The sequence below is a fragment of the Mesobacillus sp. LC4 genome, from assembly GCF_053543455.1.
Map to the genome: position 1 here is coordinate 1 of NZ_JBGCUB010000009.1, position 17,743 is coordinate 17,743.

General features: G+C 40.8%; 16 protein-coding genes, 3 pseudogenes and 2 riboswitches. Of the genes and pseudogenes, 5 read left to right on the top strand and 14 right to left on the bottom strand.

Annotation, left to right across the window (positions count from 1 at the left end):
* Window positions 1-1,022: 1,022 nt before the first annotated feature.
* Together AB5I83_RS20535 and AB5I83_RS20540 are read right to left on the bottom strand one after the other, a co-directional pair.
* Window positions 1,023-1,439, bottom strand: a pseudogene (locus AB5I83_RS20535) (NUDIX hydrolase); the annotation flags it as partial.
* Window positions 1,440-1,601: 162 nt separating this feature from the next.
* Complete coding sequence (locus AB5I83_RS20540) at window positions 1,602-2,177, bottom strand: hypothetical protein (RefSeq protein ID WP_448978138.1); 576 nt, start codon at window positions 2,175-2,177, stop codon at window positions 1,602-1,604.
* Between the two features lie 1,110 nt (window positions 2,178-3,287).
* On the opposite strand from AB5I83_RS20540, the gene AB5I83_RS20545 reads away from it, so the two are divergent.
* Window positions 3,288-4,058 (top strand): alpha/beta fold hydrolase, encoded by a 771-nt coding sequence (locus AB5I83_RS20545; protein ID WP_448978140.1) that lies wholly within the window; start codon window positions 3,288-3,290, stop codon window positions 4,056-4,058.
* A gap of 10 nt (window positions 4,059-4,068) precedes the next feature.
* On the opposite strand, the pseudogene AB5I83_RS20550 reads toward AB5I83_RS20545, so the two are convergent.
* The 12 genes and pseudogenes from AB5I83_RS20550 to AB5I83_RS20605 all read right to left on the bottom strand — a co-directional run.
* Window positions 4,069-4,353, bottom strand: a pseudogene (locus AB5I83_RS20550) (SDR family NAD(P)-dependent oxidoreductase).
* A gap of 18 nt (window positions 4,354-4,371) precedes the next feature.
* Window positions 4,372-5,076, bottom strand: a complete 705-nt coding sequence (locus AB5I83_RS20555; protein WP_448978142.1) for a polysaccharide deacetylase family protein — start codon at window positions 5,074-5,076, stop codon at window positions 4,372-4,374.
* A 29-nt stretch (window positions 5,077-5,105) separates the two neighbouring features.
* A complete protein-coding gene (locus AB5I83_RS20560; protein WP_448978144.1) occupies window positions 5,106-5,498 on the bottom strand; it encodes a MarR family winged helix-turn-helix transcriptional regulator in 393 nt (130 codons plus the stop codon).
* 201 nt (window positions 5,499-5,699) lie between these two features.
* Entirely contained in the window at window positions 5,700-6,380 is a 681-nt protein-coding gene (locus AB5I83_RS20565; protein WP_448978146.1) for a Dph6-related ATP pyrophosphatase, read from the bottom strand.
* A gap of 108 nt (window positions 6,381-6,488) precedes the next feature.
* A complete protein-coding gene (locus tag AB5I83_RS20570) occupies window positions 6,489-7,046 on the bottom strand; it encodes a hypothetical protein (protein WP_448978148.1) in 558 nt (185 codons plus the stop codon).
* 2 nt (window positions 7,047-7,048) lie between these two features.
* Entirely contained in the window at window positions 7,049-7,681 is a 633-nt protein-coding gene (locus AB5I83_RS20575; protein ID WP_448978149.1) for an SCO family protein, read from the bottom strand.
* Window positions 7,682-7,796: 115 nt separating this feature from the next.
* Window positions 7,797-9,482 carry a cbb3-type cytochrome c oxidase subunit I gene (locus tag AB5I83_RS20580; protein WP_448978150.1) on the bottom strand — a complete coding sequence of 562 codons (1,686 nt, stop codon included), beginning with the start codon at window positions 9,480-9,482 and terminating at the stop codon, window positions 7,797-7,799.
* Window positions 9,483-9,497: 15 nt separating this feature from the next.
* A complete protein-coding gene (locus AB5I83_RS20585) occupies window positions 9,498-9,959 on the bottom strand; it encodes a cytochrome c oxidase subunit II (protein ID WP_448978152.1) in 462 nt (153 codons plus the stop codon).
* Between the two features lie 16 nt (window positions 9,960-9,975).
* Window positions 9,976-10,137 carry a hypothetical protein gene (locus tag AB5I83_RS20590; RefSeq protein ID WP_448978154.1) on the bottom strand — a complete coding sequence of 54 codons (162 nt, stop codon included), beginning with the start codon at window positions 10,135-10,137 and terminating at the stop codon, window positions 9,976-9,978.
* 201 nt (window positions 10,138-10,338) lie between these two features.
* Window positions 10,339-11,856 (bottom strand): osmoprotectant update ABC transporter permease/substrate-binding subunit OpuFB, encoded by a 1,518-nt coding sequence (gene opuFB, locus AB5I83_RS20595; protein ID WP_448978156.1) that lies wholly within the window; start codon window positions 11,854-11,856, stop codon window positions 10,339-10,341.
* Window positions 11,853-12,800, bottom strand: a complete 948-nt coding sequence (locus AB5I83_RS20600) for an ABC transporter ATP-binding protein (RefSeq protein WP_448978158.1) — start codon at window positions 12,798-12,800, stop codon at window positions 11,853-11,855. Before AB5I83_RS20600 ends, opuFB begins: the two co-directional genes overlap by 4 nt.
* Before the next feature lie 229 nt (window positions 12,801-13,029).
* Window positions 13,030-13,551, bottom strand: a pseudogene (locus tag AB5I83_RS20605) (aldo/keto reductase); the annotation flags it as partial.
* A gap of 221 nt (window positions 13,552-13,772) precedes the next feature.
* Here AB5I83_RS20605 and map point away from each other — a divergent pair.
* From map to AB5I83_RS20625, 4 genes are all read left to right on the top strand, one after another.
* Window positions 13,773-14,516, top strand: a complete 744-nt coding sequence (gene map / locus AB5I83_RS20610; protein WP_448978160.1) for a type I methionyl aminopeptidase — start codon at window positions 13,773-13,775, stop codon at window positions 14,514-14,516.
* Between the two features lie 182 nt (window positions 14,517-14,698).
* Window positions 14,699-14,802, top strand: a riboswitch (SAM riboswitch).
* 91 nt (window positions 14,803-14,893) lie between these two features.
* A riboswitch (SAM riboswitch) is annotated at window positions 14,894-14,997 on the top strand.
* An 84-nt stretch (window positions 14,998-15,081) separates the two neighbouring features.
* Window positions 15,082-16,113: a methionine ABC transporter ATP-binding protein gene (locus AB5I83_RS20615; protein WP_448978161.1), complete on the top strand. Its 1,032-nt coding sequence runs from the start codon at window positions 15,082-15,084 to the stop codon at window positions 16,111-16,113.
* Window positions 16,103-16,753, top strand: coding sequence for a methionine ABC transporter permease (locus AB5I83_RS20620; RefSeq protein ID WP_167834385.1), 651 nt, complete (start codon window positions 16,103-16,105; stop codon window positions 16,751-16,753). The genes AB5I83_RS20615 and AB5I83_RS20620 overlap by 11 nt, the downstream gene beginning before the upstream one ends.
* Window positions 16,754-16,769: 16 nt before the next feature.
* The gene (locus AB5I83_RS20625) at window positions 16,770-17,606 is read left to right on the top strand and encodes a MetQ/NlpA family ABC transporter substrate-binding protein (RefSeq protein WP_448978164.1); all 837 of its coding nucleotides are present in this window, start codon (window positions 16,770-16,772) and stop codon (window positions 17,604-17,606) included.
* Window positions 17,607-17,743 lie beyond the last annotated feature (137 nt).

Below are 17,743 nucleotides of genomic sequence, written 5' to 3' on the forward strand. Positions count from 1 at the left end.
TTGTACCATAATAATCCCCCTCTTTTACGTTATTGTTTTTTTAACAAACCTGCTTGTTTAATTTGAATGTTTGACAATTGTTGATATACCTTAGAATCTATACGTGCTTTTTAATAGTTCAACCAACTATTAACGACTTCTTCAAAATTGTGATCTTTCCAAGCTATAATGGCGTTCATTTCTCCAACTTTTAAAACTTTTTCTTGAAATAGCAGATCGCCCAAAAAGTATGCTAATCGAGGAAAACCAAAAGTTTTGCCGCCATTAATGGAAAACCACTCACGGAAAATTTCCTGCGGGGTACTTATTGCAAGATCTTTTGAAAACTCAAGTTGAATTTCCTTTTTGTTCGATGATGCAAATTCCAACCATTCTTCGCCATTATCATCGTAAGAAAAATATACGGAAGAGGGCAATCCAGGCGATGTTTTCCTTGAAAAATGTGTAGCTGCCCCTTCTTGAAATAGCCAGGTAAGAGGACTATTCCACTCCACATTCGACCAATCATTTCCGGCTTTATCTGAAATAATATTATGGGTAACGTGTCCTAATTCGTGTGCAATAATGACTTTTAAATGACTACTTTCTGGCGATAATTTTTCTAACGCAAAAGTTACATTAGGTATTATTTGTTTGTGAGAATAGGCATTAGAACCAAAACCACCGACAATTAAGTTTACATCAATAGGAAATTTCACTTGAAATATACCCAAGTAATTTTGCTCTACTTCTTTTATAATGGTGACAATTTCATTGTGGATTAACTGGATGGAAGTCAAGACTTGAGGATACCTTTTTATTGACTGAATATGTCTTTCTTCGGTGTCTTTGCAATGATATAAAAAGTACTCTTTGAAAATCTCTGGATACTTCATATAGTAGCTCCGCAAGAAATCTATAGAAGGTTGATAGTTATCCAAAAAAAACGGTACAGTATCAATTATTTTCAAAAAAACCCTCCATTCTTTAATGGTATTACCATAGCTATTAATAGCAAGGCTATTTAAGTTGTTTTTTACCATTAACTTGTATTTTTTCGTTATGTAGTCCATTAAAAAATCTCTATCCTCTGGAAATGATAATTCTAAAGTCTTTATTTCATCAACGTTTTTCCAGGCAATATCATAAATAAGATTGTCTGGGTCTTGAAAATTTCTTTTTCCACCAACTGTCTTTACTAAAAAATAATGAACTTCAAATGAAATATTAAGGTGTTCATAAATTCCTTTTTTAACCTTAATTTCTTCAACTATTTCGGCAATATAACCTGTTTCTTCCTCAATTTCTCTAATACAACATTCTTGAAATGTTTCGTTGTGTTCCTTTCCTCCAGATGGAATAGACCACGTTTTTTTCTCTTCGGGTTTTCCTTGCAAAACCATTAACAATTGACCATTTTCATTAATACATACGCCTGAAGAACCAAACCATTTTTGCACTTTATAATACCTCTTTATTTAATAAAAACTGTTTAACTAATAATATTCTACCTCTTCAACGAAGTTCCTTCTGCAACTAAACTGTGTCGTTTATTTAATAAGAATTTCAACAAAAAAGGCGTTAATCTCCTTTGATCAACGCACCCGATAATGAAATATTTATTATTGTCCTTCGATTTTATGCCACTTAAAATCTTCGCTCTTAAATACATTTGTATCTTTTGGGTATCCGTAATAATAAAGTTTTTTACCGTCTTTATTAAATGCGGTTGGATAAAGAAAGTCTATTTGTTCACTGAATGGAAATAAGAAAGAAATGCGTTCTCCTTTGCTTATTGCTTTTCTTTCTACATTAGGCTCAACACCAGCCTCTATATATGCTACTTCTTCATCGTAGGATATTACACTCAATAAAGTGGCTGCATCATTTTCAGTGGTAACGCTAATAGCTCCAACTGTTTGAATTTCATCTGAAATATACGGTATGTTGGTTGATACACTACTGCGGAAAAACACATCTGACTTTTCAGAATGTACTGTTTGGTACATCTCTTCTTTATCGCTCTTAAATAAAAATATAACGGATGTACCTGTATCATATTTTTCCATCAACTCTGCATCTTTTGAAAGAAAAGAATTACTCTTGGCAGAACTTAACGCCGTAAACCTATACCCACTTATAATAAATATCAATACAATTACAATTAACAATGATATGAAAAATATCCATTTCTTCATCTATAATCCCCCTGAAAATTCCATCTCCCTTTATTCAACTAAACTGCATCGTTAGTTTAAGAACAATCTTTCACATACTCTCAATTTATTTTAACACAAATTTCCATTATACCTTTAATAATGTTGATAAATATAGGGGAGTCTTTATATATTCTTAAAGAACTAACAACAGAATTATCATCTGTTTTAACACATCTTTATCAAGTGTACAAAAATTATTGTACGGTTGCGATTTCATATGCTAAAAGTGGTGTTAATTATTATGTTAAAAAGATGTAAATAATCAACAATCGTTGATGTATCAATAAAAAAAGAGGTGCGAATTAGTGTGCTAATTCCACCTCCAAATGCCTTGTTATTTCTGTTTTTCTCCCTCTCAACCGAACGGCTTATATTTTAATTGGCGAGGGTTAATTTTAATTTATAAATAAAGGCTCTTTTCGTAAACTTTGTTGCTTTCTCAATCAAAAGTATTACGAGTTTTAAATCTTATTTTTATAAGTGCCAGAAAAAATAGCCCCGAAGCCTGCTGATATGCGGGTAAGGAGCTTTATTTGGAAAGCAACAATCAATGCGAAAAAAGCCTAAGTAAAAAAGCCAGTTAAGTGTTAACTCAACTGACCATTTTTTGACCACATGCTCTTAAAATAGTGCACAAAACAGTGCACAGACTTATTTTATTTAATTGAACTAGATTCACTTAGATTGTTCACTACAGTGCACAAACCCTTATTAATCAAGACTTAATTGATTTTTATTTAACTTAATTAACCCAGTTTAACTAATGGATTTCCTCTGGCAGCGTTGAGGTCAGGGGTTCGAGCCCCCTATTCTCCACTTAAAAAAGCTGCAAAACCAATTGGTTTTGCAGCTTTTTTATTTATTAATTGCCATTTTGGATAATAACTAACGCTTCAAAAGCCCTTAACTTCCTCAGTTCTACTTCTTTATAATCCCCTATTTTCCGTTTCACTTAATCAGGCAATATGCATGTTTCTTCATAAAGTAAGGAAAAATATTCGTTGAATCCTTTAGCCTTTTTATACGGTCTCAACCCTTCCTTACCAGATAACAAAGTTAATAGTAATAAGGAATTGAGGTGACATGTACATGCCCATGTTAGATATGAAAAATGCCAGCCTGTATTATACTGTAAAAGGAAGCGGGACTCCGATCGTATGTATTCACCCGCCTGTATTGACTTCAGTAAACTTCAAATATCAATTGGAAGAACTCTCGAAAAGATTTAAGATCATTACTTTTGATATTAGAGGACACGGAAAAAGCCCATACTCGGAAGAACCAATTACCTATCCATTGATTATTAAGGATATCATTCGGCTTTTGGACCACCTTAAAATTAATAAGGCGTTTTTATGCGGATATTCCACGGGCGGTTCTATCGTTTTAGAATTCATGCTGACGTTTCCTGAGAGAGCTTTGGGAGGAATTTCGATTGGAGCAATGCCGGATGTAAATGACGATTACTTGAGAAAGAAGATTTCTTTAGGGATCAAGCTTTCAAGCAAAGGGGCTATAAACTTATTAGCCTGGTCCATCTCCTGGAGTAATTCAAATAATATAAAGCTGTTTAAAAATATGTTTTTAGAAGCCAAAAAAGGGGATTATCGCAACATTGAGCAATATTACCGCTATAGTCTAAAATACAATTGTGTCGATCAGCTACAAGAGATTAACCTGCCCATCATGCTGGTTTATGGCAAGAAGGATAAGCCCTTTCACTCCTATGCAAGGCAATTGCATGAAAAATTGCCCCAAAACGAACTGCATTTTATCGAGAATGTTGACCATCGTATCCCGACTAAGGCTGGCAAAGAACTTAACCAGCTAATTTTTCAATTTATAAACCAAAATCTATAGCTACCTGTCATCATTCTCTCATTGTCAGCCCATGAAGCCCTGCCTTTGATGAACAGTAGGCCGCATACCCAGGGTTGGCAGCCACTCCCTCAACCAAATCGGTATTGGCGATACTACCTCGCGTCTTGCGGAGTTAAGGGAGTGCCTCTCGGACCAGCAGGAATGGGGCAATTAGGTTCAAATTGAGGTTGCGTTGCCAATCCTCAAGGCTCGTTTCCTCAATACTGGCTTCATGCATCATGCCCGCGTTGTTGTTCAGCAAGTCGAGCAGCTCAGTCCGGGCGATGACCTGCACCGATCCGCTTAAATGAACCTACATTTCCTGCAGCTCATTTACGGTGAGAAATTTATATCCTTCCTGAGACAGGATTTTCAAAACTCCTTCTATTGTCTTCAGCTCTTCTCCAGTTTTATCATACATTGGGTGCAGTAAAACAATCGAACCGGGTTCAACATGATCTTTTACGTATTGTATTTTCTCAGCAGATGAATTATAGAAGGAATCGGGTTCCAAATTCCAGGTGACTGTGTCGATATTTTGCTGATTTAGGTAATAAGGCAGTCCGAATAATTTTTTTCCATTAGGAGGGCGAAAATCAATTTCACCTTCAAATCCTGTTTGCTTTATCAATTCATTCGTTCGATCAATTTCTTTTTCAATGAAAGAAGGAGACTTAAGCACCATACGCTGATGAGAATAGGTATGATTCCCGATCTGATGGCCAGCCTCAGCGATTTTTCGGGCTTGCTCGGGATTCTTTTTAATCTCGTTTCCAATCAGGAAAAACGTTGCTTTGGCGTTGTACTTTTCTAAAATCGGTAAAATTCTCTCAACATTTTGGGTGGGGCCATCATCAAAGGTTATAGCGACCACCTTTTCCGCTGTATCCACATTTGATGTTAGTCCGCCAAAAAATTGAAATGTCCTTGAGTTCATTAGTTTATAAGAACCGAACAGAAGCATGATGACCACTACAATTCCAATTCCAAATCCAAAAACGATGAATTTTTTTCGCATAAATTGTACCTCTTTATTTAGTTTCTAATTCAAAGCTTCTCCTTAAACAGTCCGATCCGCTTTATTTCTTCTAGATGAATCTCAGACAAGCCCTCGAGGATTTCCATTCCTTTATCCGTTACATCTACAAACACGCTTCGCCCGTCTTCAGGGTTTTTCCTGCGCGAGACCAATCCTGACTTTTCGCAGCGGTCAATCAGGCCGACGCATGAATGATGGGTGATTTGCATTCGTTCTGCCAGCTCGCTAGGTGTAGCATAATCCCTTTTCGGGTATCCTTTTATGGCTAGCATCAATTGGTGCTGCTGGGCTGTGATGCCCATATTTTCTGCTGCTGTTTCACTGAACTTCTGGAACTTCCTCAATTGGTACCGAAACTCAGCAAGGTACTCATATACGTCTTTACTAAGCAAAAATTCCACCTTACTTTCTTATTGATAAATATATCTTAACACGATATAATTAAAATACAAAATATCGTAATACGATATTTTTATCTAAATAAAAGGGGTGCTTTTTATGGGTTTTTTTCATTATCTTTCTCCAAACTCTATTTCTGGAGTCATTATTTTTCTAGTTGGCAGTTTATTGACCATATATTTGAACATCAAAGTTTATAAACTTTAATCCGGGATTAAATCTATATATAAGAACCGGTCCTTCTGAGTGAAATAATCCTTTGTCACTTTTTCCTCGCCTAAACTATAGTTGATGGGGAATGAAAAATTAGGACCATCGAACACAAATGAATGGAATTCTCCATTTTCTCCGCAAATATCATGGTCCTTCGGATATTCGCTAATCAACTTCCTATCATATATTTTGCCTGCATAGGATGGGGCTAGCGCGTCTAGATCAACACATGTAAGGACCGTTTTGAATCTTAGATCGACAAACTCCCGGCTTATGTCCTCTACTGGGATACCCCACAGTGGAAAAACAGGGATTAATCCTGCTTCTGTAAATAATTTTTCCCGATACTCCCTAACATCCTGAAGGTGTATATCGCCAAAAGCGATATGGGTCACTCCGCCTTCTGTCATTCCAGCGATAGCTTTTCCCATTATTTCTTGATACTTTTCATTCGGACAGTCCTGTGGAAGCCAGACCTCTCTTAACGGAACTCCCAATGACTCAGATTGGAGTTTCAACAGCTCATAGCGGACTCCATGAATCGATACGCGATCGAATCCTTCTGTCATCGTCACGAGCAATGAATCAACCTCAAAGTCAGGATTGTTTTGTATTTTGTACAATGCTAGCGTAGAGTCCTTACCGCCACTGAATGAGATTGCTATTTTCATTTTGATCCTCCTATACCCCGGTTCACAAAAAAAATCCCTTCAACTTATTATACCTGATCACGCACCTTACTGTGACATAATGGCAACAGGGACACAATGGCCTAATTCCTATTCATATAATGAAGGATCCACTAACGCCGTATACGCTAAGTAAATCACCATACAGATGGCCATTGTGATGAATCCCCATCCGAGGATCATCTGGTCAACTACTAAGTAATTATTACATAGCTGATCGTTTGCTTGAAGATATAGCCAGCCCATACCCAGAAACGCCACTGTGAAAAATGCAATGATATAATTTCTCCGATTCTTGCTGAGTTTCTTCCAGGAATCTCTTAGAGGCACTCCTGCGAGGAATGGCAAACTGATAAACTTGAATATTTCCACACTATTGGCAGTCAGTGCTTCATCCATTGTGCGCGGAAGCATCCAGTAACCCATTATGATGATAAAAAGCAGAATCCCCGGGATGCCCTCTTGATTATATTTTAAAAAGAAATGAGGAAAGCGCTGCTGGAAAAACTGTCCCATGAAAAAGCCGGCGATCACCAGCATCGGCATCTGCATATGCATATGAATGATCATGACGGATTCCATTAAGTCTGCAACAGGAGGAAGCATTAAACCGATTAAAAGGACAAGCCCAAACAGAAATTGATTCATCGTCAGTTCCCCCTGTCTGCTTCTAGAGTCTGTATCAGCCTATCTGCTGCCTCATTCACCTTTGTAAAATCCATTACATCCAATAGTGCGCCTTGCTGATTCACTAAATAGAACGCTGAATTATGAGCGAAATTCCCATTTCCATCTGGAATCACAATGACGCCAAACTTTTTCAGCAAGGTATCCAACTGATGCTGGTCAGGTATCCTGGCCATTCTCCATGTCTCCCCATCACTTCCGAATAAATCCTTATACTTGTTCAAAGTAGCAGGATCATCATTCCCCGGGTCAAAGCTTATGCTTAAAAAGACAATGTCCTTACCCATATATTCACTGGGAAGCTGATTGTACACCTGCGACATATTTTCTTCTAACTTAATGCATATCGTAGTGCAGCCTGTATAAATAAAAGTGATAAATACATACTTACCTTCAAATTCAGATATTGAATAGGTCCGGCCTTCACTATCCTCAAAAGTTACTTCAGGAAACTGGGGCTTTTCCTCAACCAGCTTTGTCACTCTTGCTGTTTCTGCCGTATACGCTGTGAATCCGTCTGTTCCTGTGAAAAATAAAAGGAGTCCAAACACCAATACAACTATACAAGAAACCGTCGTATGCCGATTTTTGATCAAGTTGATCACATCCCATTTTTTCAGTAGTGATTCTTCTATAATTCCTGATTTCGCATAGCGTGCTGATTTGAAAGAGATAGCCCTGAATTCAGGAGCTATCTCTTTGTTTACTTTATCACCAAGTTTTAAATGGCGGAGATCCCGGAGGTGCATTCATGATCATGTCTGCGATTGGCAAGACGTAAGCCATTGAAACGACCAACAGCATGAGTACAACCCAGATTCCCCAGCGCTCTGTCCAGTATGGAGTTTTCGCCGCTCCTGCTTCCTCTTCGGCAATTGGGAACTCTGTTACTCCCTTTGGTGCGAAGAACATGAGGTTGAACACCGCATAAACCTGAAGGATGACAGCAATCAGCAATAAGCTTGCTCCAATGCCTACAGCTGCCATATACGGATTCCATCCAAGCGTTTCCGCAAAATCCCCATAGGTTGTAAATGAAGTTCTTCTTGGAGAACCAAAGAGACCTGCAGCATGCATGGAGATCGACATGATCACCATACCTATGGTCCATATGACGGTTTGAATCACTCCCAATCTATTCATGGCAGGAGTCAACACCCGTTTTGATAGATATGGAACGAGCCAGTAACTGATGCCGAAGAAGGTCATGATGACAGACATACCAAGTGTTAAGTGGAAATGGCCAACCACCCACATCGTATTGTGTACAACCTGGTCCAATTGGTTCGTGCTTTGGGCTATTCCGCCAGCTCCAGCCGGAATGAATGCGACCATGGCGATAAATGGAGAAAGGAATCGGACATCTCCCCAAGGCATCTTTTTATACCAGCCAACTAAACCTTTTCCGCCTTTCGCTCTTGCTGTACGTTCAAATACCCTGAACATCGCGTATGCAGTCATCAAAGAAGGAAAACCGATTGCAAGGCTCATGAATACGTGCATATATTTAATGGATTCTGAAATACCCGGGTCAATGATCTGATGGTGGAATCCACCGGTAATGTTCATGATTACTAATGGGATGACAACCATACGTGTTAAAAGGTCATTCCAACGATTTCCCCCGATTATTTTTGGTACGATTACATACCATGCTGAAACTGCTGTCAGGTACCAAATGTTGACGGCCGTATGGCCAAATGCCCAGAAAAGTGTACGCGCCAGCAAGACGTTGATGCCGTCGGTCCAACCTAGTGTCCATGGAATGATCATGAAAAGGACTTCTACTGCTACAAAAGCTGTTGCGCCCACTAACAGGACAAAGACACCAGTTGCAAAGAAAGCGAGGATCGGGAGGTGTTGTCCCTTGTGATTTCTTCTCCAGTTTGCAACCTGAGTAAACGCTCCCAATGAAAGCATCCAGATGCCTAATACAATGAATACCAACCCAAAATAAAACATTGGTGAAGCAGCCATTGGCGGATAGAAGGTATACATGACGGAAGCTTCATTCTTTAAAACAGGTATGACGACCAAAACAAATCCGAAAATCTTCATCCAAAAACCGATCCATGCCATTTTCCTGACCTTAGGAAGCAATCCCCCCAGAGTGTGAGATAGTCCGGCATAAAAATACCCAATCGTAAAAAATGCGGATAATACAACGACTAACAGAATTCCATGGGCAGTAAGTACCTGGTAATAGTTCAGCCATGGCGGCAATTGCAGCACACCGGCTCGATTTAAGCCTTGTAGCAAGCCCAGAAGACCGCCAAGTAGCAATGCGATGAATGCGATAGATAAGTATGATTTCGAGATTCTTGCATCTTCTTGGCTGATGCCTAATATTTGATTGGTTTTTTGTTTAAATGAAGTTGATTTTAATGCAGACTCCACATTCTTTCCCCCCTTTTATTTTACGATGATTTTTGTGCTCATGGCCTGGTGCCCGGCACCGCAATATTCATTGCATAACACCAAATATTCCCCTGGTTCATTAAACTTCTGTGATATTTTTTGGATATGCCCCGGCATAACCATTGCGTTCAAATTCGTGTTTGCCACCTGGAAACCATGGACAACGTCCTTCGACGTTAAAGTGAAGTGGACAGTTGATCCAGCAGGAACTTCAATTTCCATCGGTGTAAAACTAAATACCTGAAGCGTCATGACGACTTCATACTCATTTTCACCAATTTGTTTGATTCCCGGCTCATCAAATGGAGCTGTTTCATCGACCTTTTGCGGATCAATCGTTTCTTTATGGCTTGGGGGCCCCATTCCCAATGCCACTGCCTGATACCCAGTAAAAATCATGAAACCCATGATCATTCCAAAACTTAAAAACAGCCAGATTTTTTCATCTAAATGCATTTCTTCTCTCCCCCTTCTAAACTCTTGCCATATAAAGTCCAAATAGAATAAAGTACGTCCCAAGAATCACTGCTCCCACTACTCCAACCGATATCCAGGTCCCTACCTTTGTTTTGTTGATAACCTCCACGATTTCACTCTGAACTTCTGCCTGCGCTTTTCTGTCTGTTGCTTTCAACCAAATCCCCTCCTTTGATTTCTTACTTTCATCTTAGTTGCGAATGATTATCAATGTAGTGAGTCAAATCACATATAAAACCCCTGGGAGTACTAGAAATTCAACTTTTTTTGTAGTGGTTAAAAACTTAGGCAAACAAAAACCCTCGCCGTTAGCGGCGAGGGTTTTCATCCTTTTCAGTACTATTGCACATATTTAGTATTAATCAATTAATCCTGCTTTCTTCAGATACTCCCGTGCGGTCTCTTCAGCGGATTTCCCTTCGACATTCACCTGGTAATTCATTTTCCGCATTTCGTCATCGCTGATTTTACCGGCTAACTTGTTGAGGGCTTCGACGATTTCAGGGTATTCCTCTGCTGTCTCAGCTCTCATAAGTGGCGCTCCCTGATATGGAGGGAATAAGTTTTTATCATCTTCCAGCACAACGAGTTTATATCTCTGGAGCTCACTGTCGGTTGAATAGGCATCGACAAGGTTAATTTCTTTGTTTTTGATTGCTCGATACCTGAGTTTTGGCTCCATCGTGATCAAGCTTGGCAGCTTTAAGCCATAAAGCTTTTTGATGCCTTTGTAGCCATCTTCCCGGTCTGAGAACTCAAGTGTGAAACCTGCTTTTAGCGAGGACTCTATTGATTTCAGGTCCGAGATGGTTTTTAGATCATTATCTTCAGCGAACTTTTTAGGAACAGCTAAAGCATAGGTATTGTTATAGTCCATTGGCTGAAGCATGGCCATATCGAATTCTTTTCTCATTCCTTCTTTTGCCTGCTTGTACACTTCTTCCCTGTCTGTACTGCTGGCTGTTTCTTTTAAAAATTCCGAAATAGCCGTGCCGGTGAATTCGGGATAGATGTCAATATTGCCGTTTTCCAATGCTGTAAAAACAAATGAAGTTTTCCCCAATCCAGGTCTTAGCCGGACGGAATGATCAGTTTCCTCTTCAATCAGTAGCTTGTACATATTGATCAAGATTTCTGGCTCCGATCCCAGCTTCCCGGCAATGACAATCTCGTCGTCATCTTTCCCGCCAAGGAAAGGAATGGCCATCATGACAAGCACAGCCAAAGAAATAGCCCCGATTGTAATGAGCGATTTTTTAAAAGAAACCGTTTCGAACCTTCTAAGCACAAAGTCGAACAAAATCGCAAGCAAGGCCGCTGGAATCGCCCCAAGGACAATTAATGCCGTATTATTTCTGTCGATGCCTAGAAGAATCAGGTCGCCTAGCCCTCCTGCTCCAATCAGTGCGGCAATTGTCGCTGTTCCGACGATCAAGACCATCGCCGTCCGGATACCAGCCATGATGACCGGCATCGCCAAAGGAAGTTCAACCTTCATCAAACGGCGCTTGCTGTTCATTCCCATGGCACGGGCAGCTTCAATTAAAGATGGATCCACCTCATTGATTCCTGTATATGTATTCCTTAAGATCGGCAGGAGTGCATATGCTACTAAGGCAATGATTGCAGGGACTTTCCCAATTCCGAATAGTGGAATCAACAGGCCGAGCAATGCAAGTGAAGGAATTGTTTGAAGAACAGCTGTAATCCCAATAATCCCTTCTGATATCGTTTTCCTTCTTGTCAGGAAAATGCCAAGCGGAATGGCGATTAACACTGCGAAGAATAGCGCAATAAAAGAAATCTGAATATGTTCGAGCAAGGCACTTAAAAGCGCATCTTTTCTATCTATAAAAGTGGAAGTCCAACTGTTCATTTCATCCCCTCCATCTGCCTGGATAAAATGCGGATGATTCCCTGTCGGTCAATGGTACCGATTTTTTCATCCATATCTTGCACCGCCAGCTGCTCATGTTCACCAAGCAACGACAGTATTTCATTTAAAGGGACACGTGAAGGAACGATAGGAAGATTGTCCATTTCTTCAGGATTTGTTGCTTTGACTCCTTCCCTGACATCGACCATCCTTTCCTCGGCCTGGTCCACTCCGACAAACTCACGGACAAAGTCATTCACAGGCTGCTGGAGCAGCTCTTCCGGAGTACCTGTCTGGACGATTCCCCCATTTCTCATCAAGCAGATCCTGTCTCCAAGCTTCAATGCTTCGCTCATATCATGAGTGACAAAAACGATGGTTTTTCTTATGTTTTTTTGCAGTTCAATGAGATCATCTTGGAGCTTTTCCCTGCTAAGGGGATCCAAGGCACTGAATGGCTCGTCCATTAAAATGATCGGCGGGTTGGCAGCAAGTGCACGGGCCACGCCAATTCTTTGCTGCTGACCACCGGATAGCTCACTAGGCAGTCTTTTGCGGTACGTTTTTGGTTCAAGTCCGACCATCTGCAGCAATTCATCAATGCGTTGATCGATTTCTTTTTGCTCCCACTTCTTCATTTCCGGAACAACCGCAATGTTTTCTTCGATCGTCATATGCGGAAACAAGGCAATTTGCTGAAGGACATATCCAATATCCCAGCGCAGCTCGTGAATATCATAGTCACTGATCATCATATCCTTGATTTTAATGTAGCCTTCCGTAAGAGGAATCAATCGATTGATCATTTTTAATGTTGTTGTTTTGCCAGAACCGCTTGGACCGATCAGGACAAGCAATTCCCCTTCTTTAATATGTAAGTTAAAATTATTGACTGCGTAAGTTCCATCATCGTATTTCTTCGATACATTTTCAAAGCTGATCACTTTTTCACCCCTAAATCTCATATTTTCTTATTAATATTGTTAGCACTTTGAGGATTTCTTATTTTTCAGTTACGGGCAGTGCCTCATTTACATACTACCAAAGCAGACTATAATGGTAAAAAGCTAACTCTTATAAGCCCAAGTTCCCTTTACCCTAATGACAAGAAAATCATTCCAATATAAAACAAAGCTGTAAAACCATTTGGCTTTACAGCTTTGTTTGGAGATCTTATTTTAAGATGTCCTCGATCATGTTCAGTTCTGTTTCACTAAAATCAAGACGGTTCAATGCAGCGACATTTTCTTCAATCTGACTGACCTTGCTTGCACCGATAAGCGCTGAGGTGATTTTCTGTTCCCTGAGCACCCAGGCTAATGCCATCTGGGCAAGTGACTGGCCTCGTTCTTGAGCTATTTCGTTTAATTGCCTTACCTTAGTAAGAACTTCTTCAGAAACATCACCCTCATTAAGGAAGCTGTTCGGCTTTAACGCTCTTGAATCTTCCGGAATCCCATTTAAGTATCTATTGGTCAACAACCCTTGAGCCAATGGAACAAATGCGATTGATCCGACACCTTCTTCTTGAAGCAAATCAGTCAGCCCGTCTTCTACCCAGCGGTTAAACATTGAATAAGCAGGCTGGTGGATTAACAAAGGAGTTCCTAGTTCTTTTAAAATCGTGATGGCCTGTTTCGTTTCCTCTACACCATAATTGGACAGACCTGCAAGCAACCCTTTTAACCATCGAATTTTGCTTATGGTACCAATTTTTTAGTTTTTGGGTGATAGAGCAAAATATTGATACCATCATATTGGTATCGTTTTCACGGAAGACAAGAAGATTGTTGCTGTAAGCAGTATCCGGATTCAATCCAGACTGACCACAAACCTAAAGAATGGATTTTCAAGCTTAAAAAGGATAATCTAATCGTAGAGTTTTTTAAATCGATGCTATTGGAAAGGAATAAATTATGATTGCGAAAACAGAAGAAGATTTTAACGGATTAAAAGAAATCGGCAGGATTGTCGGCTTGATTCGCGAAGAATTAGTTGGGAAGACTGCACCTGGAATTACCACGAAAGAGCTCGATGAAATGGCAGGCAGGTTGTTTGAAGAGCATGGCGCTATTTCCGCTCCGAAGGGTGAATACAATTTCCCAGGATATACATGCATCAGTGTGAATGAAGAAGTCGCACACGGGATTCCGGGCAGCCGGGTGATCAAAGAGGGCGATATCGTTAATATCGATGTTTCCGGCTCAAAAAATGGATATTTCGCTGATACTGGCATCTCATTCGTCGTTGGCGAAGGTGATCCGATTTTAACCAAGATTTGCGAAACGGCTGTAGAGGCTTTTGAAGCAGGCTTGAAAAAAGCGAAACCAGGCTCGAAGAAAAGCGGACTTGGCAAAGCAGTTATAGCGACTGCGCGAAAGAACGGACTGACAGTGATCAAAAACCTTACTGGCCACGGGATTGGGCGTACTATCCATGAAGCCCCCGATCACGTTTACAACTATCATGAGCCATGGGATGACGAACTGTTAAAAGAAGGAATGGTCATCGCTTTCGAACCATTCATCTCAACACGCGAAGAAGAAGTCTTCCAAAATGAAAACGACGAATGGACCTATGTAACAGAAAACAGCTTTGTCGCTCAATGCGAGCATACCATCATCCTAACGAAAAATGGACCGATTGTGATTACCCGATAGAGCTCTTTTCCCGATGGAACCCCTTGCTGCTGCAGGGGTTCTATTTTTTTTGGCCGATTCCTTTTATTTAATACTATATTCCTATTTTTCGTATTACTAAAAAAAATACAACAAAAATGATTGACACTTTTTCTTTGACACAGTAAAGTAATAAACAAGATTCACAACTCAATATTCGTTACTTCTTATCAAGAGAGGTTGAGGGACTGGCCCTATGACACCTCGGCAGCGGACTCCTTTGGAGGACTGTGCCAAATCCAGCAAGCATGAGCTTGACAGATAAGAAGAGGCTGACTTTTCATTTGATGTCCTCTTCTTTCTGAAGGGGACTTTTTATTTCCCAAAAATACCCACCCAAAAAATTTCATAAGGATACTTTCTTATCAAGAGAGGCGGAGGGACTGGCCCTTTGATGCCTCGGCAGCGGACTCACAATGAGTACTGTGCCAAATCCAGCAAGCATGAGCTTGGGAGATAAGAAGAGATATTGACCAGCATTCGTTGCGGCATGCCTCTTCCTGTTTCCGGGAAGAGGTTTTTTTATATCCACAAAGGAGGAAGACAGATGATCACATTTGAGCAAGTGGAAAAAGTCTATGAAAGCCGCGGAAATAAGGTAGCGGCATTGAATGGAATTGATTTAGAAATCAAAGAAGGAGAGATATTCGGAGTCATTGGTTTTAGCGGTGCGGGAAAAAGCTCGCTGATCCGCTGTGTGAATTTGTTGGAACGGCCGACATCTGGAAGGGTGATTGTGGATGGCTGCGACATGACTTCCCTGTCTGTAAAAGAAGTGAGAGAGGTTAAAAAGAATATTGGGATGGTATTCCAGCATTTCAATCTTTTAAACTCCAAGACAGTATTTGAAAATGTCGCGATGCCCCTCATTCTCGGTAAGCTTCCGAAGGCGAAAATAAAAGAACGGGTTTATCAGTTGCTCGACTTTGTCGGACTGGTTGATAAAGCAGACAATTATCCAGACCAGCTCTCGGGCGGCCAGAAGCAGCGAATCGGAATTGCCCGGGCTCTGGCAACCCAGCCGAAAATCCTGCTTTGCGATGAAGCGACATCTGCCCTGGACCCGCAGACAACCAGCTCGATCCTACAGCTTTTGAAAAAAATCAATAAGGAGTACAACATAACGATTTTAATCATTACCCATGAAATGTCCGTCATCAGGGAAATTTGTGACAGAGTTGCTGTCATCGAGGATGGAAGAATCATCGAGGAAGATACTGTCTTCAGTGTTTTTTCAGCTCCTAAAACAGAAACGGCAAGAAATTTCGTCAGCACCATCATGAATGACAGCATTCCTGATTCCGTGTACAAGATTATTGAAGAAAATTCAGGACTGCATAAGGTATTCCGGATCAACTTTGTAGGCCAGTCAGCCGGTCAGCCGCTTCTGTCCCAGCTTTCAAAGAAATTCGATATCAACGTCAATGTTCTTTTCGGCAATATCACAGAACTTCAAGGAATCCCATTCGGAAACCTGATTGTCGAGTTACAGGGCCGTGATAAAGAAATTCTGAGAGCCCTTAATTTTATCGATCAGCAAAAAGTAAGCATAAAGGAAGTGACAGCACATGCTAGTTAATTCAGAGCAAATTATTCAGGCCTTAATCGAAACACTGCAAATGGTTGCGTTCTCCCTCCTGTTTTCGGCAGTCCTCGGAGTGCCGCTGGGAATCGCGCTTGTGGTCACCAGGAAAGGCCATTTACTTGAAAACGCCCCTGTCTTCAATGTACTAAATAGTCTAATCAACGTCTTTCGCTCAGTGCCATTCATTATCCTGCTGGTCGCAATCATCCCGCTGACCCGGCTGATTGTTGGTACGTCAATTGGTACAGCAGCGGCTGTAGTTCCACTAGTCTTCTATGCCGGTCCGTATATTGCTAGATTGGTAGAGAACTCCCTCCTGGAAGTGGACCCCGGAGTGATTGAGGCAGCTGAATCAATGGGTGCCACACCATGGCAGATTGTTTTCAAATTTATTCTTCCCGAAGCGATGAGCTCGCTGATCCTTGCTTTTACGATTGCGACGGTTGGATTGATCGGTGCATCAGCAATGGCCGGCGCAATCGGCGGCGGCGGCCTGGGCGACTTGGCAATTACATATGGTTATCAGCGCTTTGATACCCAGACAATGTTCATCACAGTTGGCATCTTGATTGTAATGGTTCAGGGACTTCAATCCCTTGGAAATATATCAGCTAAAAAAATCAGAAGAAGATAACCAGGAGGAAAATAAAATGAAAAAACTACTATTACTATTGATTGTACTTAGTCTGGCTTTAATCAGCACCGCATGCTCAAGCTCTTCATCATCAGCTAAAAGCGGCGAAACCGTCAAAGTGAAACTTGGCGTCAGCGGAACCGATCACCGAGTCTGGGATTTTGTTGCCAAAAAAGCAGAAAAAGAAGGAATTGAAGTCGAAATCGTCACTTTTTCTGATTATGTTCAGCCGAACCTGGCACTTGCAGAGGGTGAACTGGATGCAAACTCATTCCAGACGGTTTCCTATTTCGACGCTTTTATCAAGGAACATAATCTTGACCTTGTACCAATCGCTACCACACAGATTGCACCAATGGGTCTCTATTCAGATAAATACAAAGACGTGAAAGACATCCCTGAGGGTGGAAAGATTGCTCTTGCAAACGAAGCTACGAATATGGGAAGAGGACTTCTTTTACTCCAGGAAGCAGGTTTGATCAAGCTTGAGGACGGCTTCGATGGGATTGGTTCACTAGATAAAATCGTTGAGAATCCGAAGAATATTGAACTTGTGACGCTTGTTGCCGGCCAGACTCCAAGAGTGATGCCGGATGTAGCAGCATCCATCATCAACAACGGAATCGCAGTCGATGCAGGACTTACACCAAAGAAGGATGCGATTTTCCTTGAGAGTGCAACTGCCACTCCATACATCAACATCATCGCTGTCCGCGAAGAAGATAAAAGTAATAAAACTTTGAAAAGATTAGCTGAACTTTACCAGCAGGATGACACAAAGGAGTTCATCGAGAAGGAATATAAAGGTAATACGCTTCCTACTTTTGTGCCGCTTAGTGAGATTGGCTGGTAATAAGACATCTGTCCAATCCTATGACCATAGTTTCGAGAACTTCCCTTTTACGGTCACATTTCCAATCGTTTTGCGACCGAATACTCTTAACATCGAGCGATTTACGATGACTATGTGGCCCTTTCAGTCCTTAAGAG